Origin of the sequence: Pseudidiomarina indica (assembly GCF_900104245.1) — a bacterium.
GTDB classification, from domain to species: Bacteria; Pseudomonadota; Gammaproteobacteria; order Enterobacterales; family Alteromonadaceae; genus Pseudidiomarina; species Pseudidiomarina indica.
In genome coordinates this window covers 1-23,678 of record NZ_FMXN01000002.1, presented here as the reverse complement: position 1 = coordinate 23,678, position 23,678 = coordinate 1, and the positions used below count along the sequence as shown (strand labels likewise).

At 51.3% G+C, this 23,678-nt stretch carries 15 protein-coding genes; 7 read left to right on the top strand and 8 right to left on the bottom strand.

Annotated features, from left to right (window positions below):
• The first annotated feature begins 39 nt into the window (after positions 1-39).
• The 4 genes from BLP64_RS01820 (at position 40) to BLP64_RS01805 (ending at position 7,460) form a co-directional block, all read left to right on the top strand.
• Positions 40-2,100 carry a tetratricopeptide repeat protein gene (locus BLP64_RS01820; RefSeq protein WP_092591169.1) on the top strand — a complete coding sequence of 687 codons (2,061 nt, stop codon included), beginning with the start codon at positions 40-42 and terminating at the stop codon, positions 2,098-2,100.
• Entirely contained in the window at positions 2,097-4,319 is a 2,223-nt protein-coding gene (locus BLP64_RS01815; protein WP_092591167.1) for a sulfatase-like hydrolase/transferase, read from the top strand. Before BLP64_RS01820 ends, BLP64_RS01815 begins: the two co-directional genes overlap by 4 nt.
• Before the next feature lie 19 nt (positions 4,320-4,338).
• Positions 4,339-6,612, top strand: a complete 2,274-nt coding sequence (locus tag BLP64_RS01810) for a sulfatase-like hydrolase/transferase (protein WP_092591165.1) — start codon at positions 4,339-4,341, stop codon at positions 6,610-6,612.
• A 152-nt stretch (positions 6,613-6,764) separates the two neighbouring features.
• Positions 6,765-7,460: an OmpW/AlkL family protein gene (locus BLP64_RS01805; RefSeq protein WP_092591163.1), complete on the top strand. Its 696-nt coding sequence runs from the start codon at positions 6,765-6,767 to the stop codon at positions 7,458-7,460.
• A 63-nt stretch (positions 7,461-7,523) separates the two neighbouring features.
• On the opposite strand, the gene BLP64_RS01800 is transcribed toward BLP64_RS01805, so the two are convergent.
• On the bottom strand, positions 7,524-9,326 hold the full coding sequence (locus tag BLP64_RS01800; RefSeq protein ID WP_092591161.1) for a long-chain-acyl-CoA synthetase: 1,803 nt from the start codon (positions 9,324-9,326) through the stop codon (positions 7,524-7,526).
• Positions 9,327-9,414: 88 nt separating this feature from the next.
• Entirely contained in the window at positions 9,415-9,663 is a 249-nt protein-coding gene (locus tag BLP64_RS01795) for a YkoF family thiamine/hydroxymethylpyrimidine-binding protein (protein WP_092591159.1), read from the bottom strand.
• Between the two features lie 110 nt (positions 9,664-9,773).
• Here BLP64_RS01795 and BLP64_RS01790 point away from each other — a divergent pair, with 110 nt between their 5' ends.
• Positions 9,774-10,142, top strand: coding sequence for a YchJ family protein (locus tag BLP64_RS01790; protein WP_143001060.1), 369 nt, complete (start codon positions 9,774-9,776; stop codon positions 10,140-10,142).
• On the opposite strand, the gene BLP64_RS01785 is transcribed toward BLP64_RS01790, so the two are convergent.
• Complete coding sequence (locus BLP64_RS01785; RefSeq protein WP_092591155.1) at positions 10,139-11,146, bottom strand: helix-turn-helix domain-containing protein; 1,008 nt, start codon at positions 11,144-11,146, stop codon at positions 10,139-10,141. The two genes, BLP64_RS01790 and BLP64_RS01785, sit on opposite strands and share 4 nt — an antisense overlap.
• Entirely contained in the window at positions 11,124-12,038 is a 915-nt protein-coding gene (locus BLP64_RS01780; RefSeq protein WP_092591153.1) for a GGDEF domain-containing protein, read from the bottom strand. The genes BLP64_RS01785 and BLP64_RS01780 overlap by 23 nt, the downstream gene beginning before the upstream one ends.
• A gap of 212 nt (positions 12,039-12,250) precedes the next feature.
• Between BLP64_RS01780 and BLP64_RS01775 the strand changes: the two genes are divergently transcribed.
• Positions 12,251-14,785, top strand: a complete 2,535-nt coding sequence (locus BLP64_RS01775) for a TonB-dependent receptor (protein ID WP_092591151.1) — start codon at positions 12,251-12,253, stop codon at positions 14,783-14,785.
• 5 nt (positions 14,786-14,790) lie between these two features.
• Positions 14,791-16,527, top strand: a complete 1,737-nt coding sequence (locus BLP64_RS01770) for a phytase (protein WP_092591149.1) — start codon at positions 14,791-14,793, stop codon at positions 16,525-16,527.
• 90 nt (positions 16,528-16,617) lie between these two features.
• Here the strand turns inward: BLP64_RS01770 and BLP64_RS01765 are convergent, their stop codons facing one another.
• From BLP64_RS01765 to BLP64_RS01745, 4 genes are all read right to left on the bottom strand, one after another.
• Positions 16,618-18,063, bottom strand: a complete 1,446-nt coding sequence (locus BLP64_RS01765; RefSeq protein ID WP_092591147.1) for a purple acid phosphatase family protein — start codon at positions 18,061-18,063, stop codon at positions 16,618-16,620.
• Between the two features lie 143 nt (positions 18,064-18,206).
• On the bottom strand, positions 18,207-21,488 hold the full coding sequence (locus BLP64_RS01760) for a S41 family peptidase (RefSeq protein WP_092591145.1): 3,282 nt from the start codon (positions 21,486-21,488) through the stop codon (positions 18,207-18,209).
• 217 nt (positions 21,489-21,705) lie between these two features.
• On the bottom strand, positions 21,706-22,257 hold the full coding sequence (locus BLP64_RS01755; RefSeq protein WP_092591143.1) for a Spy/CpxP family protein refolding chaperone: 552 nt from the start codon (positions 22,255-22,257) through the stop codon (positions 21,706-21,708).
• A gap of 724 nt (positions 22,258-22,981) precedes the next feature.
• The gene (locus tag BLP64_RS01745) at positions 22,982-23,569 is read right to left on the bottom strand and encodes a hypothetical protein (RefSeq protein WP_092591139.1); all 588 of its coding nucleotides are present in this window, start codon (positions 23,567-23,569) and stop codon (positions 22,982-22,984) included.
• Positions 23,570-23,678 lie beyond the last annotated feature (109 nt).

Below are 23,678 nucleotides of genomic sequence, written 5' to 3'. Positions count from 1 at the left end.
TTACTATGTGAACAAATAACAACCAAAAGGCAAGGCGGCATGAACGACCGATTACGATGCCAAATCCATTGGCAGCGAATCGTGCCTTGTTTGGTAGCACTGTTCGTTATCTGTTTGATGTCACCTGCTAAGGCCGAAACTTGGGCGGACGAAAGAACTTGCCAAGGCTGCCATTCAAGTGTCTATCAACAGTGGCAAACATCTCATCACGCGCGTGCAATGACAGCGCCAACGCGTGCGGAAGTGGATGGGCTGCCCGTGCGTTTTACGCTCGGTTATGAACCGCTCCAGCAATTTCTCATTGAAACCCGCAACGGGCGTTTACAAGCCTACGGCAAAGCTTGGGATACCGAACGCCAAGAGTTCTTTCATCTTTATCCTGCGCAAGCAGATACCCCCGACCATCCACTGCACTGGCAACAGATTGCGCATCAAGCAAACACCCAATGCATTGCCTGCCATGTGACGAATTACCAGAAAAATTACGACGTCGAAACAGATACCTTTCGTTCGTCGTGGCAAGCGCTGGGGGTCGGGTGCCAAAGTTGTCATGGTCCCGCGCAACAACATCTTGATTGGGCTGCGCAAACTCCAACCGCGGTGAATTTACCTAATTTTGGGTGGTCGTTGCAGGTGTTTGATGCCGAGCAACAGTTGCAGGTGTGTGCGCAATGCCATAGTCGCCGTAGCGAGTTGCAGCCCTTTCAGCCCACCGTTGCCATTCATGACCAACTGCTTATCAGTCCTTTGACGGCCGAGTTATACGAGGTGGACGGTAAGATTAAGGATGAGGTATTTGAGTACGGTTCTTTTATTCAAAGTCGGATGCATCAAGCTGGGGTGGTATGCAGTGATTGCCATAATCCTCATAGCGCTCAGTTACAAGCGCCGGGGGAGCAGGTTTGCTCCCAATGCCATGCCACCAGTGAACAACAGCATCATTTTCATGCGGCCGATAGCGTGGGAGCGCAGTGCACCAGTTGTCATATGCCGGCCAAGGTCTATATGGGCAATGACTGGCGGCATGATCATAGCTTTTCTAGCCCGAACCCAGCTCAAGCATTGGCATTAGGGCACAGCGATGCCTGTTTAGGGTGCCATCAAGACGACGATCCGAGCACTGTGATCGCTGCCTTCAAACGCTGGTATCCAAAGGCGCAACCGCGCGATGGCGGCTATGCCGTGGCGTTATTTAAAGCGCGAAATGGTCAGGACGGAGCGGCGGCAGAATTATTAGCGCAGCTACAACGGGACGATCAACCTGCCATTCGCCGTGCGGCGTTGCTTAGCGAGCTCCCAAATTATCCATCGACCGCTGCTCAACGTGAGGTGGCGCAAGCCTTGCAACATCAAGACCCCATGGTACGGCGGGCGGCCATAGAAGTGCTGCCGAGTTTATTTCAGGGATCCGTGTTGGAACGCCTGTGGCCGCGGCTGCTCACGGATCCAGTTCGGGCAGTGCGGGTGACGGCGTTGGAGCAATTGATTGCCCAAGGGAGACCACTGCAAGCTCAGCAAGTGGAAGAGTACGAGCAATTGCAAGCGCACCATTTAGGTACCGCACAAGCACATTTTAATCAAGCGATGATTGCCTCGCTCACCAACCGACATGACCAAAGTCTGCCTGCGTTAGAACGCGCTCTAGCACGGGATCCGAATTACCTTCCCGCCTTGGTTGCCTTGGCGCAAATGCGTGAACAACAGGCACCAGCAGAGGCCCAGCAGTTGTTACGCGGTGCTCAGCAACGGCTGCCCGAAGCGGCGGAGCTCACCTATGCTCTGGCACTGAGCCTCGTGCGACAAGGGCAGCTACCGCTGGCCTTAACTTATTTAAAGCAAGCCACCGAACAGGCTCCTGACCAGAGTCAGTATGCCTATGTGTATGCGGTCGCATTGTTTGATAGTGGTCGCCGTACTGAAGCGTTACAAGTACTGCGCGACGCCCTTGATAAATCCCCGCAACAACGCTCCCTACGAGTGGCATTGTTGCAATACACCCAGGATGAACGTGAACGAATTGCGCTGTTGGAGCAACTCCAGGCAATGAACCCGAACGATCCGTTGCTGTTGAATCCTCACCCAACAAGGAGAACACCATGAAACCATCAACGGCTTGGCTTTGTGCCGTCGTCACGGCCATTGCCCTCACCGGATGCAATAACAGTAGCTCCGACCCTGAGCCCACCCCTCCGGTGGTGATTGATCCGGATCCGGATCCGGTTGAGCTCGCTCCCAATATTTTGTTTGTCATGATGGACGATGTCGGTATCGATCAGTTGTCGGTGATGGGGTATGGCGGGGTGAACCCACCGGAAACTCCGTCCATCAATGCCATTGCTCAAGCAGGGGTGCGCTTTCGTAATACTTGGTCCATGCCCGAGTGTTCGCCCGGTCGGGGAGCCTTATTAGCGGGTACCTATCCGCTACGAACCAAGATGTATCAGGCGTTGGGGCCGAATGATCTTGCCAACTCCCAGTTATCCCCGTATTTACAAACGGTGCCGAAAATGTTGCAAGAAGCGGGCTATGAAAGTGGTTTGTTCGGTAAGTTTCACTTGGGCGGGCCGGAACACAACCCCTTTGAATATGCGACACCCCATATGCTCGGCTGGGATTATTTTTACGGTTGGTTGGGCGGTTTACCGGCAACCATTGATACCACCGCTGGGGGCGTGGGGGAGCAAGGTACCTACAGTTGTGGCTTTGTTCCGAGTTTGGCGCAGAACGCCACCGTGGGAGCGGACCAAGGTGCTTGTTATACCTCCGCCACCCAGTGCAGTGAATTAACGTACAGCGGAACTGGCGATAGCGTGGGCCTCCAGTGTGTGTTGCAAGGCGGTATTTTGGTGCCCAATGCATCGTGCGCTGCCACCGCACCTGAGTTTGTGGTGTTCGACCGCGAGAATGCCCACTACGTGTCCGAATTGGTGATTAATGATGGCGCCGAGGTGGAGCAAGTGCCCTTAGCGGATCCACGTGGCCGTGGCTACCGCTCGGTGATTGAAGCACAGGCCGCCACCGAATGGATAAACAGCCGCAGCGGTGAGCAACCATGGATGGCGACGGTGAGCTTTAGCGCGCCCCATACCCCGTTGCAACCGCCTCCCGCTGAATTGATGGTGCGCGACTTGCATCATGAGTTGAACGCTCAGTGTGACTTAAGTGCGGGCAATACCTTGAATGCCCGACGCATCGCCGATGCCATGATTGAAGGGCTCGATACGGCATTAGCTCAGCTCATGAAAGAGACCGGAATTGTCACCGAAACCGAAGACGGTCTGGTCTACAACCCGGACAGCCGCACCATGGTCGTGATTGTGGGCGATAACGGTTCGTTTGGCCCGACGGTGAAAGCCCCGTTTGATTTAAACCGCGCCAAAGGCACAGCCTATCAAACCGGTGTGTGGGTGCCGCTCGTGGTGGGCGGGCATTTGGTGGACGATCCGGATCGTGACGTTGAACATATGGTGAATGCCACCGATGTGTATGGCTTGTTTGGTGAAATCGCAGGCCTTGAAGCGGACGTGATCGCGATGGGTGGTCCCGATAGTATGGGGTTGATGCCGTATCTTCAGGACGCCACGCAGCCGAGCTTACGCACCTATAACTTTGCCCAAGGGGCCCTGAACATTCAGTTAAACGATGGTCGTAACGGGCCTTGTGTGTTTAGCACCATGTGCTCGCATACGCCAACCAGTAAAAGTGTTTGCGAAGATAACGGCGGTGTGTGGTGGGGTATTGGTGCGGACGATAGTCTGGTGGTGCAAACCTATCAATCCGGTGATTTAGCGCAATGCTGGGAGGTGAACCAAGTCATTTATCAGGCCGATCCAGCGCAATACGAAACCAATCGCTTGGCGATGGGGCCGACCTTGTATCAGGCCATTCGTAATGAGCACTATAAATTGGTGCAAAACCATGCGCTGGATTATGACCCGGCCACTGACGGCCCGGTGGATTGGTTCTCGATTGAGCTGTACCAGATCAACCAAGATCACGTGCCCTTGTTGGACACCGCCAACCGTGACCTATTGGCTGGCGCGGGTGCGGCTGGAGTGCCTGATTTAACCGAAGAAGCACAGCAAAACTATGCCGCTTTAAGTGCCGCTGTTGCAGACATCATGAGTTCCCAGCCGGATTGTGTAGGCGATGGCAATTATGATGGGGTGGTGGATCAGCGCGATATCGATAACTACCACGCCATTGTGGATGCCGGTTGGACGGCATCCAGTTGGTATGACGTGAATTTTGATGGCAGTACTGACATGGATGATCTCACAATCATAGAGGCCGCCTTAGGGACGGTATGTGGCCTATAACAGTACCGAGGAAAACACGATGAAACGATTACAAACACCATGGCTGAGAGGGTTACTCGTGATCGGAACGCTGTTGTTGGCCGCCTGTGGAAGTGACAGTCAGCCCGATGAGCCGCCGGTTAACGTAGACCCAGATGATCCGGGTGCGGTGACGCCGCAGCCGCCGAATATTTTATTTTTGGTGATTGATGATGCGGGAATTGACCAGTTTAGTGCGTTTGGCTACGGCGGGGTAACCCCGGCGAATACCCTGAGTATTAATACCATTGCGGAAGCCGGCGTACGTTTTCGGAATACATGGTCGATGCCCACTTGTTCGCCCACGCGCGTGAGCTTTTTTGACGGTCGTTATCCGTTCCGCAATGGTGTGCACAATGCCATTCTATCTACGGATTTAGCGAACTCACAGATGTCGCCCTATGCCACGTCATTACCCGAGCTATTGCGTGAAGAAGCCGGCTATGTGAGCGGTTTGATTGGCAAAATGCATCTCACGGGCTCGGATTTAGGGCCGGACAACCATCCGTTAGGGGATGACGCCATGCGCATTTTGGGGTGGGATTACTTTGCCGGGTATCTTGATGGCGCGCCGTATCCGATTGACACCACGGCCGGCGGTGTTGGCTCAGAAGGTACCTATCAATGTGGTTGGGTGCCAGTGACCGCCTTGGATGCTGAACATGGTGCTGATTTTGGCGTGTGCTATTTTGTCGATGGCGACCATGTGGTGATGAATGATCCCGAACTGTATCCGACGCCGGGACGTACCTGTGTCGAGCAGGGCGGTATTTTGGATCCGAATACGACCGATTATCAAGCCACGCGGGCGGCCGAATTGCGCTTTGATGTGCAAAATGGCTATTACACCGGCGAGTGGAAAATCAACGACATGGATGGCAATGCCTACACGCTAACGCCCAGTGATCCTGCTGCTCGGGGATATCGAACCACGCTTGAAACCGATCGGGCTATTGCGTGGATCAAGGCCATGCAAGAGCGAGCGGATGATGACCAAACGCCATGGATGCTGAGTTTAGGTTTTTCGGCGTTACATGCACCGTTGCAGCCACCCCCCGCGGCGTTATTACCTCATCCCGAGGCGATGCTGAGTTTGGCAGGCTGCGGCACGCCGGTGAGTAGTCGCTTGGCGGATGTTGGGGTGGTGGATCCGACGCCTTTGGCTGAGTTTGCGGAACAGCGGATTGTGGTACAGCACATGTTAGAAGCCATTGACCATGAAATGGGGCGGCTGTTTGAAAGCATTGGCGTGGCCACACGGGATGCCGATGGCGCCTTGGTCTATAACGAAGAGAGCGACATTGTGGTGGTGATTACGGCGGACAATGGCACTTATATGCCGTCGGTGAAAGCGCCGTTTGATCCGTTGCGGGCCAAAGGCTCGCTGTATCAAAGTGGGGTGTGGGTCCCGCTCATTGTGGCGGGTCCTACGGTGGTGGAGCCCGATAGGGACGTGCCGCACATGATTAATAGCACGGACTTGTTTCGCCTCTTTACCGGCATTGCCGGCATTGATGATACGGCGATAGCTGAAGAGCTACGGCTTGATGCGCAGCCAGTGTTCCCTTATTTAGAGGACCCGGATCATCCTCCGATTCGTGATTATAACTACGCCGAGCTGGCTTTGAACCCCAACAGCAGTCCACCCCCGCCTTGTGTGCTGCCTCAAGCCAACATTTGTGTGCAGATATTTCCACAGCAAGAAGTCTGTGAAGATCAAAGCGGGGTTTGGTATGGGCCGGGTAGCGATATCGACCCCGACGGCTTCACCTCGTGCTGTGCGGTCAACGCCTATCGAGAAGGACTGGGAGAGCCTGCCTTGACCTTGTTCCCTGAGCAGCAATTCACCCTGCGCGATGGCGAGTATAAATTGGTGCGACTGGCGCGACCGAATTGTCAAACGCAAGGGTTGGTGCATACCGAAGAATTGTATGAAGTGAACGAGAGTGCGAACCCACAAGAACTGAAGTTGGACCGTGAAGATGCCAACTTATTAGCCAATGGGGAGGCACAGCTGAATGCCGAACAACTGGCACGATTGACCACGTTACGGAGCAGTTTGGATGAGTTACTGGCCACCGCCATTAGTTGTCCTGGCGACGGCAATGGTGATTTGCTGGTGAATCAAACGGATTTGGATGAGTGGGAATATTGGGCTGCGCCTGAACGGGGCAAATCAAGTTGGTACGATCTGAATTTGGATGGGGTGACCGACTTAGCCGATAAAGCAATCATTGAGGATAATTTAGGCAATGATTGTCGCGTAACCCTTTAATGAACCTGCCTTGGGCCTTGGAACTACCCCCTTTGGGGTACTTCCAAGGAGCCCAAATACCCCCGAATTTTCGATTTTAAACATATTGATCTCGATCAATAAATGCTCTGCAGCAATTCTTAAAATGGACGCATCTTGATAAGGAGAGCTGTATGAAAAAATCATTATTGGTATGTAGTTTACTTGCGTTAGGCGCCGCCACTCCAGCTTATGCTGACTTTTCAGTGAACGTGGGTGCAATTGGTGTGATGCCAAACGATAGTAGTGGTTCCTTGCCGGTGATTGAAAGCGTTGCTGGTGCACCGGCGGGTAGCATGGGCGTACGAGTAAATAGTGACGTGCAGCTGGGTTTAACCATCGATTACAAAATCGATGAGAATTGGACCATTGAACTGATTGCAGCCACCCCGTTTAGCCACGAAATTCACGGCTCAGGCGAAATTAATGGCCTGAAAGTGGGTAAAACCAAGCACTTGCCACCAACTTTGATGGCGCAGTACCACTTTAACGTGGGCAGTGACGTGTTCAAACCATTTGTTGGTTTAGGTCTGAACTACACCACGTTCTTTGAAGACAATGTGGACCCTGAGTTAACCGATACCTTGACTGCGTTAGGTGTGATTACTGCCGCCGACACGGTTGATTTAGCGCTATCCGACAGCTTTGGTTTCGCGGCACAAGCCGGCTTTAACTATAAGCTGAACGAAAAGTGGGGCATTCACGCCATGGTCAGCTATATGGCAATCGATACCCGTGCTGACGTTCGTATTAACGGCGTTACTGCAGAATCTGTGAACGTTGATATTGACCCAACGGTCGCGATGATTGGTTTACGTTATAACTTCTAACGAAAGCCGTGCGCAATAAAAAGGGAGCTGAGCTCCCTTTTTTATTGGCCGGTTTTATGTTGCTTAGGGCAATGATACCCGCCCCGACTGAATGGCTTGATACAGGGTTTTTGTTAACGGTTGGTAGCCTTGTTGCTCATCGATTAGCACATACAAGGGATCAGTGATTTGTGACAGCGAAAAACTTTCTTTTTTCAGCTGTGCTTTCATGATTTTAAAGGTACTGGTGAGCTCATGGGCGGTACGCAAGCGAATGAAGCGAGGCAGGGCATAGTCAGGAAGTTTGTCACGGATAAACTGATAAAACGCTTGAGGATTGAATTCCCGCCCTTGATCAAGCACTAACGAGACCATGCCGGCACGACCTTCAGCATTAGGGACTTTCACCCCATAGACAACGGCCTCAATCACGTCATGGAAACGGGATACATATGCTTCAACCTCCGTGGTTGCCACGTTTTCTGATTTCCAGCGGAAGGTGTCGCCAACCCGATCAATGAAGGCAATATGGCGAAACCCTTGGTGGCGCACTAAATCACCGGTATTGAACCAACAATCTCCCGCTTTAAACACGTTTTGGAATAGTTTTTCAGCATTGGCTTCGGGGTTGTTGGTATAGCCATCGAAAGGGGCTTTTGCGGACACTTGCGTGAGTAATAAGCCAACTTCGCCTTTTTTCACTTTTTGCAGTCGCCCGCGACTGTCACGTAAGGGCGTTTCGTGATCATGGTCAAAGCGGACAATGGCGTACGTCATGGGGCTGAACCCAACTGTTCGCTTTAAATTAAAGGCGTTCACAAAGCCTGCGTTGCCTTCACTGGCGCCATATAATTCATACACTGCCGGAATTTGATAGCGCTGCTGGAACTCATCCCAGAGTTCGGGGCGCAAGCCATTCCCAATCATGGCACGAATGCCGTTTTGGGCATCTTCAGGGCGTTCTGGTTGTTGCAATAGGTAGCGACACAATTCACCGACATAGATAAAGCAGGTGGCATTAAAGTGAGCCACTTCTTGCCAAAAGCGGCTGGCACTAAAGCGATCCACCACGGCAAGGCATGATGCCGTGAGCACAGTGGCGCTTAGGGCGATGGATAAAGCGGTGTTATGACATAAGGGCAGGGTACTATAAAGCGTATCTTGCTCGGTTAAATTCAGCGTCATGCGACCAAACCCCACGCCTGCTTTATACCAACGTAAGTGGGTCATCGCTGCCGCTTTGGGGAGTCCGGTAGTGCCAGAGGTGAGCATGTAAAAACAATTTTCACCAAGGGTGAGTTCAGCGGTGATCGCTGGGTTGTCACATGGTTCGTTCGGGATCAGTTCCGTGAGGCAAACATCGCCCGCTGCGGTGCCGGTAAAACCTTGGGGGCACAGTGCCGCATGCGGACGTAAAACGTCATGAAATTCGTCAGCAGCAACAATTAGTTTAGGTTGCAACACGGTAATGCTGTGCGTTAAGACGTCTCCCTGTTGTTTCGGGTTCAGCATACCAGCAACGGCGCCAATTTTATTGACCGCAAACGCCCACGCCAATTGTTCTGCACTGTTATGGAACAGCAGGCCAACGCACTCCTGCCGCTGGATGCCGTAACGGTTCAGCGCGTGTGCCAGTTGATTGACCCACTGATTGAACTCCCCATAAGTGTAGGTGGCGGTGTGGGTTTTCAAAAACACACGTTCAGGATACTGCGCCGCGGCTTGCTGGAGATAGTAGCCGGTGGAGCCCTGATGGTGCTTTTTGGCGCCAGAAAGAACTCGAAGAGCTTTCACAAATTGTGGCAACTTGGGTAAAAACCGCCAAATGGCGTGGGCCAACTCGCCGAAGGAAATTGTATTGTTATTATTATTTGTATTCCCACGCATTGCCTGTTCGCTTCTCCTAAAACAACCTCACATCAACGTGTTATGTCATCAATCATAAACATAAATGTCACAAAGGCATAGGGGGGAACTAGGGACGTAAATCGCCATGCAAGAATTTACAGACAAAAACAACTTGACCGTAGCGGTCAAATGACCAGCGAATACAGGCTTGCAGGGCTGCCATGACGGTATCGTAGTCGCCAAAGATTTGGGTGCTTAAGGTATTGGTGATGACATGGATATCGGTGTGTTGATTCAACTCATCAATAAAGCCTTGAATGGCACTTAAATAGTTATCTTGTAATGGGTATTTACTGATTTCTACGGTCAGTTTCATGGGACCTCCTTAAGGTTCGAAAGGGGAAATCTATTTGTGGCTTGCGCCGGATTCATGGATGGGGTCAAATGTACAAGGACTGGAGAGAATGAGCAACGATGAATCAACCCATGAGTAACAAGTGCCCCTGTGGCGGCGGCAAGTATACTAAGTGCTGTCAGCCATTTCACCAAGCGACGAAACTCCCGCGCACCCCAGAAGAATTGATGCGCTCGCGATACAGCGCGTATGCACGTGGCTTGGAGGATTACGTTCGCGCCACTTGGCATGCCAGCACCGTACCTGAAAATTTAACGTTAGATGACAACCCCGCGTGGCTGCAATTGCAAATTTTGGCGACTGGGCTGCATGGGAATCGAGGGTACGTTCACTTCAAAGCGTACTTTCAACAGGACGATGAGATTGCCGTGATGGAAGAACAATCCTATTTTATTCGGGAAAATAGTCGCTGGTATTATTTAGATGGGGAAGTGAGTTAGGCCAGAATTTCCCGCAACCGGGCCGGATTCTCACCCAACCAACGTTTGCAGGCTCGGCGCAGGTTGTTGGAGTTGGAATAGCCCAATTGTGCCGCGAGTTGACTGTTATTGTATGGTTGCTGTTGGAGCAGTTCCACCATGCGAAAGAGCCGCATGGTATCGACGCACTGCTGAAAACTACTCTGATGTTGGGCGAGCATGCGTTTGCATGAGGACACACTCAGTTGCATGTGCGCTGCAAGATCATGAATTGACAGTTGTTGCTGCTGTTGCAAACAGCGATAACTCCAGCGCAAGGTGTGCGTGAGTGCTGAGGGCGTTTTAGCCTCACGGTGTTGCATGCGACAAAACGCTTGTGCTTGGCGGTAATAATCTGGTTCATGGGGCAAGGGCTCGAACAGTTGCGCTTGTGGAATGCGCACGGAAACAAAAGCCCCTTCACTGATCTTGTCAAACCAACGCGACCATTGTGGCAGGGGACTCAAGCTGGCGGGGAGTTTTAACTGCCATTGGTGAATTGCAAGGCCTCGTTGCTGCGCAATGGTAAGTAACATGCTGACGCTTAGCATACTCGACGTGGCCACCGCACCACAGCTGGGTAAAAAATAAATCTCCAACATCCCTTCATGCCCTCGGGCCACGCCAAATTCTAACGGCTGAATCAGCTGACGGTAATGCTGCAATTGTTTGAGCACATCAAATAAATGGGGGGCTTGCAGGGTAAGTTCGGCCAACGGACTCAAGCGTTCATGAATAATGGTTTGTGCCACGAGCGGCCAAATTTGCGGATCTTGGACAAAACGTTCGGCATTTTGAACCACCTGAAACCAATCTTTCAGGCTCATGCGATGATTGCTCAATTGCCAATCGGTGGTGGCAGCAAGGGCGGTGTTTTTAAATAACCGACTGGTGGGCACGCCACGGCGCTCTGCGAGCGGCACCAAGCTTTGCAGTAATGGTTTGCTGAACAGCCGGGGGTGATTAATGATGTGCCAGTTGCGCATAGTCACTCTGCTTACCGGGGGCCACGGAGGATTGTTGCATTAAGGCATTGAGTTGTCGTAGAGCTGCGGCGGCATTGGGCTCAGTCACGCGTAACAACGATGCCTCTAGGCGCACCTCAGTGACCTTATTCAAAGCTTCAGTTAAGGCATTTAATAGCGTCCGCACAATGATTTCTGCTTGCTCCATGGTGGTATGGGGCAGCACCAGCACAAAGCGGTCAGCGTGTTCGCGGCACGCCGTATCGTCGGGACGCGAGAGCAGCACCAACAACTCGCCCAGTTGCCGTAGGAGTTGATCGCCCACTGCACAGCCAAGCTGCTGATTCAGGAGATCAAAGTTCTTGATATTGATACCTACCAGCGTAAGCGATTGTCCCGTGGCTCGCTGCAACGAAATTTCACGTTTTAAGACGTACTCTAAGTAGGGTTTGGTGTAGAGCAGGGTGAGCGGATCGAGCCAGCGATGCTCCCGTAAATGGGTTTCACGCAGCCGCATTTGCCGTTGCATGATTTGCGTTTCATGATACCACTGGTGAGCGGTGAGTCCGAGCACGACAAACCCAATGGGCATGGGCAGTGATTCGAGCCAGCTCATGAGTTGGGAGGACTCAGGATAACGGAGAAACTCGTCCCACACATCCAAGGTCATAGAGGTCAATAATAAGCTTCCCCCCAGATAAATGCCGTTAGTAATGCGGCCTGCTGCACGAGTTTTTAACAGCAGGCCTAACACAAAGGCCATAATTAATAAGCTCGAGCCTTCCCCAACAAAATCCAGCCAGTTAATTTCAGCCGAAGGCTTCCAGGTACCGTAATTGATCGCGAAACTGCTTGCGGCGATGAGGATTAGGAGAAGTAGTAAAACTTGCCAAGTTATCTTGAAATTCGTCACAGGTGCGCTCGAAGGTCAGATGGGCCAATTCGTTGCCGATTTTAGCGCATGGATATGACAACCCTGTGACACACTTCTGCGCCGCTTGAGCCCAAAAGACCCGTATCAAAAAAGCTCACCCACCAAGGGCTGTCGGCATCTGTTTGTCACATCCCCCGCTTATAGTGACCAGCGTAAAAATTCAGTTCTTTCACTACAGGGTGAGTCCAACTATGAAAAAATCCTATCTTGCTTGGTTTATTGCCGCTACTTGCGGGGTGCATAGTAGCGCGCTATTGGCGCAAGAAGCGAACCAATCAGCCACGCCAGCCATCGATGAAAGCATGGAAGAAGTGGTAACGATTGGTAGTCGTGAAGCCATTCAAAAAGCCGTGCAGCAACAGCGTGATGCGGGCGGTATCATTAACGTGGTCAAAAAAGACGACATGGGTAAGCTGCAAGACGACAGTGTGAGTGATGCATTACAACGGATCCCTGGCTTATCCGTGGAGCGGGACCAAGGGGAAGGGCGATTCATTCGAATTCGTGGCTTAGCACCTGATATGAACTCGGTTTCTTATAACGGCACCACGCTTGCTGCGCCTGAGGCTGGGCGACGGGCGGTCGCGTTGGATGTGATTCCAGCGGACTTGTTGGAATCGATTGAAGTCAATAAAACATTGACGCCAGATATCGCTGCTGGAAGCTTGGGTGGGAATATTGAATTAAAAAGTATGACCGCATTTGATCGTGACGGCCGCTTTTACTCGTTGACCACCGACTTAGGCTATAACCAGCAAGCCAGTGAAACTAACCCGAAAGTATCGGGCGTGTGGAGTAATACCTATGCGGTTGGGAATCGCGAGAATGCGTTCGGGATTGCCATTGCAGGTAGCTACCATGACCGTTCATTCACCACCGATAACGTGGAAACCGGCGGTAACTGGGACTTTGATGAGCCTGGTTTAGAAGAAATGGAACAGCGCGCCTACAGTGTGAATCGTGAGCGCACCGGCTTGGCATTAAACCTCGACTTCCGCCCGACAGACCATTCGGATTACTACTTACGTACCTTATACAGTGAATTTGCGGACACTGAAATTCGCCAAGGCAATGTGATTGAATTTGAAGACCCGATGTTACCAGATACGACGGGTGCGGCCGAAGTAGTCAAAGAACTTAAATCACGGAAAGAAACCCAAGAGATCACCGCATTTGTTCTTGGTACCGAGCAACGGCTTGGGGATTGGACCGTGGTGCTTGAAGCGGGCTCCAGTAAAGCCAATGAGGCTCAGCCATTAGCGATTGGTGGGGCGCAATTTAAGCAAGCATTCGACCAAGGGTTTGGCTATACCGGCGTGGATAACTTGCAAATCATTGCCCCAAGCAGCATGCATGACACCTCTGGTTATGAGCTGGATGAAGTTGAAATTAGTGACGCGTTTACCGAAGAAAAAGAAAAGAACGTGAAGCTTGATGTGGCCTACGATTGGTTACAACCTTCTTATCAAGTGACCTTTAAATCGGGGTTGAAATTCAGTCAGCGCGAAAAAACCGCTCGTGAAGATATCTTTATTTACGAAGACTTTGCTGATTTAGGAGTGACCGATTTATCCCTCAGCGATTACTACGGCGGTGACGTGAAATACGGCTTGCAGAAATTTGGTCCTGGCGTGTCAGCTGATGTCGTGTGGCAATTACTGGAGCCACTGGACCGCAACGCGTTCCGTGACGATGTGGAATCATCGATTGCCAGCTACGATATTGAAGAAGATATCTCTGCGGGTTATTTAATGGCGGATATTCAGGGCTCTAACTGGCAGGTGATTGTGGGTTCGCGCTATGAATATGATGAGCGATTAGCTGTCGGGAACCGTTATGACGATCAGACCGGAGAATTCACCCCAAATATCAGTGAGTACAGTCATGCGCGTTGGTTACCAAGCTTAGTTACCCGCTATGATTTATCCGATCGCACCATTGCTCGGTTTGCATTGACCACAGGCATGGTACGCCCAAGCTTCGAGCAGTTGCGTCCCAGCTATTACCTCGAAAATGACGATGGCGATTTAAAGTCAGAGTTTGGGAACCCGAACTTGAAGCCGCTCACCTCGAACAACATTGACTTAGGCATTGAGCATTACGACGACAATTTAGGAGTGATGTCAGCCATGTTGTTCTACAAAGACATCAAGAACTTCGTTTATGAAGCCGACTTGGCGGGACGCCCTGGTTACGAGGCTTTTGACGAAGCGGTTACCTACATTAACGGTGATGACGCATGGGTGTATGGCTTAGAGCTGAACTTTATTCACCAGTTGAAGGGCCATAACAACTGGCTCGACAACTTGCTATTTAGCACCAACTTAACCTTCACTGATTCTGAAGCGACGGTGGATTGGTTGGACGATGGCGTGATGATGGAGCGCGATATTCCATTACCAAGTCAATCAGATACCACCGCGAACTTTGCCGTGGGCTATGAAACCATGAACTTAAGTTTGCGGTTAGCGGCCAACTTTAAATCCAAATATTTGGTGGAGCTTGGCGACATTGAAGACAACCGTTATGACCTGTACGAAGACGACAACATGACGGTGGACTTCTCTGCGAAGTATTTATTCAACGACCATGTGAGCATTTCGTTCGCAGCGAATAACCTGACCAACGAAAGCTACTATGTATACACCGGTCGCCGCGCCTATAACGCACAATACGAGCGTTATGGACGTAGCTTCACGCTCGGTTTACAGATTACAAACTGGTGATCAAAATGATTTCGTTTAAACAAGCATTTATTACGACAGCAGTTTCCAGCTGCTTATTACTGGGGTGTGCCAATGCCACCCCAGAGTCTCAGGAACCCGTAACCGTCTTGCAATCGCAGCGGATGTTGCAGTTGAGCCCCGATACAGCAGTGTGGGGCGCAGTCAATGATGGCACCCAAGAGCTGAAACTGTGGTTGCAGCGAAAAGATTCCGTGCAACCACTCTGGCAGGGCGAGATTACCTCCCGCGTGGTGGAAGATATCTGCTTTTATGAAAGCGTTGAAAATCAGCAGCTGTCGGTGTTTTTAATTGGCGGCCGCGGTGGTGCGGACCAGTTATTGTTGCGTCAAGATCAGCAATGGTTAGCAGAGCCGTTGCGGATTCGAGAGCTAAATATTCCGTATGACAGCACCGCGTGCGTGGTGCATCAGGGAACCTTGTATATTGCTGAAGGTGATCAGGCCATTTGGGCGTATCAAGCAGAGCCGGAAGCGGATGATGGCCGCCAGTTAGTTGCCGTTAAATCACCGTTCGGGGCCATTGAAGCCGAGTTGAAAGCGTTGGAAATAATGCCCGATGGTCGACTGTTGGCCTTGGAAGAAGAACCGCCAAGATTGTTGGAATTCTACCCGCACGATGACGGCTACACCATGGCACACGCCTACCCAGTGGCTGGCTTTGACGAGTTGCAAGATATCCAGTTGGTGGGCGATAACCAAGTGGTGCTGAGTGTCGACGAAACGGGCGCACGTTCAGACGTCATTCAATTGCGACCTTATTCCGGGCAGCCACTTGCCGTGGAGGCGGTGACTCCAGTGTTGCAAGTAGAAGCCACGTTGGAAACAGAACCGGCGTCACGCCGTGGTGATGTGATTGACGACCCCGCAGTTTGGGTACATCCTGAGCATCCAGAGCAAAGCCGCATTCTTGCCACCGATAAACGAATTGGGTTGATGGTGTATGACATGCACGGGCGCTTGCAACAAGAATTAACCATTGGCCGACTCAATAACGTGGACGTTCGTGGCCAGTTAGCTGCGGCATCGCTGCGAAATGATGACAGCATTCAGTTGTTTCATATCAGTGCGAACGGTGAATTGAGTTTAGCTGCAAACATTCCGACCAACCTGACAGAAATCTACGGGTTGTGCATGGGCTACCATGATGCGACGCAAACAACCTCGGTTTATGTGAATAGTAAAACAGGTCAAATCCAGCATTATGTGGTCACCCCAGAAGGTGGGGAGTTGGTACGTGAATTACGCGTGCCGTCGCAGCCCGAAGGGTGTGTGGTTGATGATGCGCAGCAACGCTTGTTTGTGGGTGAAGAAGACGAAGCTGTGTGGCTCTTTGATGCATTAGCAACGGGGCAGACTCAAGGCGAGCCGATCATTTTGGTGGCGGAACATCCAGAATTAGTGGATGACATTGAAGGCCTGGCCTATGCGGTGGTTGATGAGCAGCCTTTGTTGTTTGTCTCTAGCCAAGGAAATGACAGTTACATTGTGTTTGAAGGGCAAGCCCCATGGAATTTGCTGGCGCATTTCCGCATCCGCACGAATTCAGAGCTTGGCATTGACGGCACGTCGGAAACCGATGGTTTGGAAGTGACCACGCAGTCGCTGGGGGCAGGCTTTGAACAAGGCGCCTTATTGGTGCAAGATGGTCGCAAACGAATGCCGGAAGCAGGGCAAAACGTAAAATTGGTGCCGTTAGAGCGTGTTCTCGCTTTGTTTAAATAAAGGGTGTTGTGGTGAAATAAAAAGCCGGGTCTTGGTAACAAGTCCCGGCTTTTTTGTGTCTGCCTTTGGCTGCTTTGGCTATTCCTTCAACTATTCCTTCAGCGCGGCTGGTGCATGAATTAAATCAGTGCCATTCCAGCACCGATGAGGGCGTGGTTTATTGGGGTTTTCACAACGGCGTTCTGCCGTGTTAGGCTGCTCATCAATAAATTGTTTACCCGATGCTGTTTTCACCAGGGTAAAGCCATCATAGAGTTCACCGGTAGCCGTGAGAGAACGATACACCAATTGATCCTGCGAAAACTCGATGGCTTGGAATAATTGAGTATCCTCACCAGTGCGATCCATGCGTTCTTGGGCGGTGTCGCTGACTAAATACATTTTCGGGCCTGCCACCGACACTGTATAGACGGGGCCTTGTTCCGCCAAACTGTGCGCTTTGTGATCACGGCCGTAAGTATGATCATGGCCTTGTAAGACAAGATCAACGTTGTACTTTTCATAAATCGGCTGCCAATGCTCACGTAATGGTGGGTTATCGCGGCCCAGTGAGACAGAATTCATTGGGTGGTGATGCACCACCACGGTCCAGTGGTTGGGGTTATTTGCTAAGACCTGCTCAAGCCACTCTGCCTGAGCTTTCGCATGTTCGTTCGACTGCAATGCTTCGGTGGAATCCATGGCAATGTAGCGCACGCCTTGTACGTCGGTGTAGTAAACCGTCTTGGAGAGACTCGCTGGGCCGTTGCCAGAAACTTTGTAGTGCGCCGTCCAGTTCGGTAATAGATACCGTAGAGGCTCGTTATCGTCACTACTAAACTCGTGGTTGCCAGCCGCAGGAACTTGCAATACCCATGCACTGAGCCAACTGGTTGCATCGTACCACTCGCCCCATTCGTCGTCATGAATGCCATCGCGCGAGTTCACTAAGTCGCCCGCGTAAATCATCACTTTGGCGCGGGGTGCGGTTAAAATGGCCTCACGCACGGTGCGTGAATAATGGGAATACACGGCATTCTGTGCATCGCCAAAATAAAGCGCGGTATAAGGCTCGAAGGTGGCAGCCGGCGTTCGAAACTGATGCCAGTTGCTCCATGTATCGCCGCCTTTGACGCGATAAGCATAAAGGGTGTCAGGTGTTAGGTTGTCGAGTTTTACGCGATGGTGGTGCGCTTTGCCATTGGGGGTTTCCAGTGCGACAAAACTGCCTTGATGTTCCGTTGCCGTGAGGTGTAAGCCAGGCGTGGGTTGCGCCACGGTAATCTGTAAAATCGATTCGTTGACACTGGCAGCTGTGCGCCAGGTGACTTGTTGTGACGTGCTGGCATTGGTGCCCGGTAAAATGGTGACGCGATCTGGGTAGACCGTAGGCTGGTAACGAGGTGACTCGGCGGTCACTAAGGTATTTGCCTCCGGTACTGCGGGTATGCTGTTCGGTGCCGCAAGCAGCGACGTGCTGACGCCTAGCGACAGCGCGGCACAGGCAATGGCTATCGCCAATTTGCTCGGCTTGGTGTGAATAATAAATTGAGCCATGATAATTCCTTAGCTGATTCAATGATAAAAAGAGACAGACTAAGGCTATCAGCCCGCTATGACACGCAATTGACGTATCTTGCAGACAGGTGAGCTAATAAGAGGGGGAGGCATAAAAAAGCCCGTTTTCACGGGCTTTTTTTTTAAGGGCGAATATCATCCGCGATTGGATTTGACATGGACTGTCGACGCAAGGGTTGTACGGGCTCAGTTTCTAACTGACGCTCTAACAGTTCGATGGCAAACTGCAGTTGAGCATCGTGCCCCTTGAAGGTTGCGTGAGGGAGGTTCTCAACGTCATAGTCGGGCTCGACACCGTAGCCTTCAATGACCCAGCGACCGTCCATTGCGTATTGAGCAGTTTCAGCAACACGTGCCACACCGCCATCCGCTAAGGTATTCCGTCCTGATAACCAAACGCCTGCACCAGCGGTACGCTTACCGACTAATGGTCCTAAGCCGAGGGCTTTGACACCGGCGGAGAAGGTTTCACCGTCAGAGTAGGTCAGTTGGTCAGTCAGAACCACCAAATGGCCACGGAAGGTTTGCTGCATATTGGTATAAGGCGCACCATGGGTGTTTGGTTCCCAGAATGCCCAAGCACGGCGCAGTAGCTTCTCAATCACCCAACTATCGATATTGCCACCACGGTTACGGCGGACATCAATAATCAATCCGTCACGTCCGACGTTGGCATAGAACTCGCGGGCGAAGCTGGCAATGTCATTGCCACCCATTGCATACAGGTGCAGGTAGCCGATATCGGCGTCACTGGCTTGACGAATGGACTGACGATTGCGCTCGATCCAATCTTCATAACGTAACCGGTGATCACGTTGTACCGAGATTGGCGTTACCACGGTGCGATGCTCATTGCGGCCACGTTGCAAGGCTAACAAGACGGGCTTGTCTGCTTGGTTGCGTAGAGCAAGATGCAATTCCGCTTGGTTTTTTATCGGCTGACCATTCACTGCCTTAATATAGTCGCCAGCACGCGCATCAACGCCAGGCTGAGCCAGTGGTGACGCTTGGTTGGGTAACTCTGGATCGGTTTGGTAAATACGTTGAATGCGGACACCATCTGACGTGCTTTCAAGCGCCGCACCTAAGGTGGCTGCTTGCGCGCGTCCGCTTGGTACCGGGTACTCTCCGCCGCGCACCTGGGAGTGCAACACGTTGAGCTCACTCATCATTTGGGCAAACAGGTCGTCGAGTTCGTGGCGATCGGTGACCCGGCTCAAGAGGGGGTGATACTTGTTACGGGCTGCCTCCCAATCCACGCCGCGAAGATCGGCATCGAAGAGGAAATCACGGTGCATTAACCAAGCATCGCGGAACATTTGCTGCCATTCCTCAACAGGATCAATGGCCAGTTGCCATTGGTTCGCGTGGAAGGTGGCTTGGGTTAAGTCACTTTTCGCTTCTGCTTGCACGGCGTGACTGAACAATTTGTTGTCGTGGGTGCGCCAGTAAATTGAGCGCTGGTCATTAGACAAGCGGTACTCACGAACTTGCTTCGCAAAGGTGGTAACCTTTGGTTTATGCGGCGTGATACTAATACTGATTAACTCACTATTTCTGCTGCCGATTGGGTAGCGCTGAACGAACAGGAAATCTTTGCTCGCTTGCAGGTTGTAATAGTTGCCAGCAGTGACCGGCACGGGCCATAGACGTTGTGCGAGACCATCCCAATCAACGCGTGGTTTGCGACGATTCGCTCGGTCCTTCGCCACTGCTTCGTCGTTGCAGATGGCAACTTCACGAGCAGGTTCAAAAGGGAAACAAGCTTGGGCTTTTAAGCTGACCGCAAAAATTTGCCCGCGCTTATCGAAGGCGGGGCCCATATTACGGTCACCCCAGGGTGAACTTGGGGTCGCATTAAAGTTACGGTTAGACACAAAGAATAACCAATTGCCATCGTGGCTAAAGGTGGGGGAATACGACTCGTATTTTTCGCTCGTTAACGTCATCTCGCGCTTTTCAGCAACTGAGTATAGGACGATTTGTGGGCGCGTGCCACCATTGATGCTACTGGCTCCTTGCTGACTTTTGCGGGTAACAGCGATGAGTTGGCTATCGGCCGACCAAACCACGTCTTGATAGGGGGAATGGCCCCAGCCGCCGCTGGCAATTTTAGTGTTGCTGCCATTACTGAGATTCAACAACCACAGGTCGCCATTTTTGTCATCATGAGCAAGGTACTCACCGTTGGGCGATAAGTATAAGTTCCAACGGAAGGTGTTTGCGTTGCTAGTGAGTTGGGTTGCACCCGTAGAACCATCGGCAGGGAAGCGCCAAATTTCATTTTCACCGCTGTGATCATTGAGGGCGTACACCCATTTACCATCTGGACTTAACACGGCGTTTCGCGAACGGCTACCAACAGGCGTACTGATGTTCACGATACGCTGATTGGCTTTGCCGGCAATACCGATTTGTGACCGTGCGGTAAGTGTTACCCGTTCAACTTCACCGGTAAAATGAGTAGCGGTGAGGTATTTCAGGGGGCTTTCTAACCAGCGTTCTTGGCGCTGCGAAAAATCACTGGCTAAACGGATATCGATGACTTGCGAGGTGCCGCTGTTGGTATCCAACAATTTCAAATCAGCCCCTTGTTGATAAACAACGCGCCCCGCATCAACAGATGCCGACCAAACTTGAAAGTCTTTGTGATGGGTATGTTGTTGAATATCTTGACCGTTATGATTGACGGACCAGAGGTTGGGGGTGCCGTCGGCATCAGAAATAAAGTATACCCGCGTTCCTTCCACCATGGCGCGGCGGATAGAACCTTCGTGGTTTTCTACAAGGCGAGTTGCTTCTGCATCACCTGGAGCATAACGCCACAGCTGGCCCATAGCCCCGCCACGGTATACTCGCGCGTTATCTGCGGTGGCTTCTTTAAGACCAAAACGGACAAAGTACAGTGCTTCGTCTGCATGGCTTCCGCCGAATGCATCGGTTAAGGGAACCGTCTTGCTATTTAATGAAACTGGGTCGACCGTACGGAGTATCCATTGGTTGGCTGGCCCCATGACGTGGTCTGTGCTGTAAAGAATGTGGCCGTCTGACGTCCAACCCTGTACTCGGGTGCGGCTGTTCTCGAAGGTCACTCGTTTGGGAATACCACCGTCAATGGGAATAACATAGACTTCGGGAGCACCCTCATAGTCCGCGACGAATGCGACGGTTTGGCCATCGGGAGAAATCGCAGCGTAACGTTCTTCCGCGGTGCTACTGGTCAAGCGGCTGGCCAATCCACCGTGGATACTGGTTCGCCATAGATCGCCTTCAGCAGTGAAAATGATTGTATCTTGGTGAATGGCAGGGTCACGATAGTAACCACGATTGTCTTCACTCGCAAAAACATGGCTCGAGACTCCGGTCAAGAGGACGCTCGACGCCAAATACAGCGCTAACTTCATGCCTTTTTCCTGTTGTAATAGTTATGGAGGAGGTAACCTAAACGTTGTACGTCATTGAAAAAAATACTTCAAGTTGTTCTTGGTTGGCATTGGCAAAGTCTCGCTCAAGCTCTTAAGGATAGAGAATGACGGTAGAAATACTTACTCGCACTGCAGCAAGTGATTTTTTATGCAAAGAAAAATAGAACGGAGGCAACTGCCTCCGTTTTTTGAGCTTCTATCTTCCGTGATGATGCTTGTGATGGTTTCCGTGTCCGGCACGGCTGTAGCCTCTCAAAGCCATGTACTTGGATATCTGTTGATCATTAAGAATTTCAGTCTGCTGCAAATGCGCACGGAGGTGGACTACGCGCAGACGAGACTCAGCATCGCCAATTTTTTTAACGAGTTCCGACAAGGACGATTCGTCTATCTTCTTGCTTCTGAATGCCTGATCGAGCGCACGTTCTGCTGCCACAAGATCAGCACCCAGGGCTTTGGCCGCAGTCTCCATCTGAGCAAAAACGATTTCCGTCTCTTGCCGTTGACTGGCTGTGAGCGAAAGCTCATCGCCGAGCTCAAGCACATGCGCGGGACCGGGGTACCCGTTTAATTCTGCGGCTTTGCCGTAACCCATGCCTTTCCCAGCCAATAGGCCGTCAATCTCTGATTTTGACAGGGCTTTAATTTCACGAGATTCTTCGCCGGCATAGGGAGAGCTTTCAGAAGCTAAAGCTAGTCCTGCCACAGACAGTGCCGTTACGAACACAGCCGTCATCCCGATATTCATATGATCTCCATTGTTCTGTTCCAAAAAAGCTAACGCTCGAGTTAAGCCGACTTGTGTAGCGGAGCCAAACAAGTTCGGCTTGAACGAATTGTTAGGCGGCAGCCACCACTTGCCCAGACGCCTTGACGGTTGCGAAGTGCTCTACGAAGGCTGCGCAGTTCTGTCGGTCGCGACGCGCGATTCGCAGTCTGCATCGCCCGCCACGCAACCTTGGAAAGCTTTGGAAAGTATCCATCCTCGTTCCCTGCAACCAAAGCAGTGTGTAGGTTCCAAACAAGTAGGATCTAATGGCAATCGATGCGACATCTCTGATTGGAACTTCCACAATCTGATGCCTAAATTTTATTAGTCCGGTTAATGAGTCAACGATTTGGACCTCAAGTCTGATAGCTTCTTGATGCAGGGCCACTAAGCCATGGCCTTTTGCGAGGCCTTGCCAGATATCTGCAATAAAGAATGGAACAGTACTAACATGATCTCCGAGAACGGGAATGCTTGACGCAATTGACGGCTTAGTACGCCTCGTCAGAACAGCAATGGCTAGAACTATAACGACCAGTGCAGCGTAGAAGTACCATGCAGTGAGTACGTAGGTATACAAGAAGTCTAATATTTCGCGGACAATCATTGAACGGTCCTTGCCGCCTAACGTTTAGCGTAACCGGCCGGCTTTGTAGCGCCAGCGGAAAAGCCGGTCCGCGTTGACGCTTTTGTTAGGTAAATATTAATAGCATGGTTGCAAATACTCTTCTGACAATTGGATATCACCACTATCCGGGTAGAACCAGTGCTTTAACCAGGAAGGCCCAGTATCGGAGAACCCGCCGGGAGAAGGCAATTCTACAATTGTATTCTGATGTTCACCGCTGGCAATTCTTGCTCGACCAACAAGCACATGGCCGGTTTCACCCCGCGGATATTCATAAATGTCAATAACATGTATCCGTATTCCTACATCAATGGGAGCGATGATAGTTCGCTGTTTTTCGAATAGAAGCTTATTGAACATTTGACTATCCCACATCTCACGGTCACTTATGTATTCTGACCAGGATTTCGGGTACTGGTATTCATACTTTGAACCATCAGGTCGAATGTATGGCAACGGATCGAACCCCTGAATGCCTGTGCAAAATTTACTGTTGCCGAAACCTCGTGAATTGAGATCTGCGCACCGGGCCTCGTAAAGGAAGGCTGGTTTCACTATCGAATAGCACTCTTCTAACAGAGCAACCTGCTCAGCAGTGCGATCGATTACACCAAATGCACAACCGACCAGCAGAAGAATAGGCAACATTCGAAATATTTTCATGGGCTTCGATTACCTAACATTTGTGTAGTGTGCTGGCACATGTCGTAATCGTTCGTTTAAATTGGTAACTCACCAAAAACAATACAAAAACCATCTAAAAAGTCGCCTT

Bases quoted from the DNA above. Each gene is read 5' to 3' on its own strand.
- BLP64_RS01820 (WP_092591169.1), top strand. From the start codon at position 40: ATGAACGACCGATTACGATGCCAAATCCATTGGCAGCGAATCGTGCCT.
- BLP64_RS01815 (WP_092591167.1), top strand. From the start codon at position 2,097: ATGAAACCATCAACGGCTTGGCTTTGTGCCGTCGTCACGGCCATTGCC.
- BLP64_RS01810 (WP_092591165.1), top strand. From the start codon at position 4,339: ATGAAACGATTACAAACACCATGGCTGAGAGGGTTACTCGTGATCGGA.
- BLP64_RS01805 (WP_092591163.1), top strand. From the start codon at position 6,765: ATGAAAAAATCATTATTGGTATGTAGTTTACTTGCGTTAGGCGCCGCC.
- BLP64_RS01800 (WP_092591161.1), bottom strand. From the start codon at position 9,326: ATGCGTGGGAATACAAATAATAATAACAATACAATTTCCTTCGGCGAG.
- BLP64_RS01795 (WP_092591159.1), bottom strand. From the start codon at position 9,663: ATGAAACTGACCGTAGAAATCAGTAAATACCCATTACAAGATAACTAT.
- BLP64_RS01790 (WP_143001060.1), top strand. From the start codon at position 9,774: ATGAGTAACAAGTGCCCCTGTGGCGGCGGCAAGTATACTAAGTGCTGT.
- BLP64_RS01785 (WP_092591155.1), bottom strand. From the start codon at position 11,146: ATGCGCAACTGGCACATCATTAATCACCCCCGGCTGTTCAGCAAACCA.
- BLP64_RS01775 (WP_092591151.1), top strand. From the start codon at position 12,251: ATGAAAAAATCCTATCTTGCTTGGTTTATTGCCGCTACTTGCGGGGTG.
- BLP64_RS01770 (WP_092591149.1), top strand. From the start codon at position 14,791: ATGATTTCGTTTAAACAAGCATTTATTACGACAGCAGTTTCCAGCTGC.
- BLP64_RS01765 (WP_092591147.1), bottom strand. From the start codon at position 18,063: ATGGCTCAATTTATTATTCACACCAAGCCGAGCAAATTGGCGATAGCC.
- BLP64_RS01760 (WP_092591145.1), bottom strand. From the start codon at position 21,488: ATGAAGTTAGCGCTGTATTTGGCGTCGAGCGTCCTCTTGACCGGAGTC.
- BLP64_RS01755 (WP_092591143.1), bottom strand. From the start codon at position 22,257: ATGAATATCGGGATGACGGCTGTGTTCGTAACGGCACTGTCTGTGGCA.
- BLP64_RS01745 (WP_092591139.1), bottom strand. From the start codon at position 23,569: ATGAAAATATTTCGAATGTTGCCTATTCTTCTGCTGGTCGGTTGTGCA.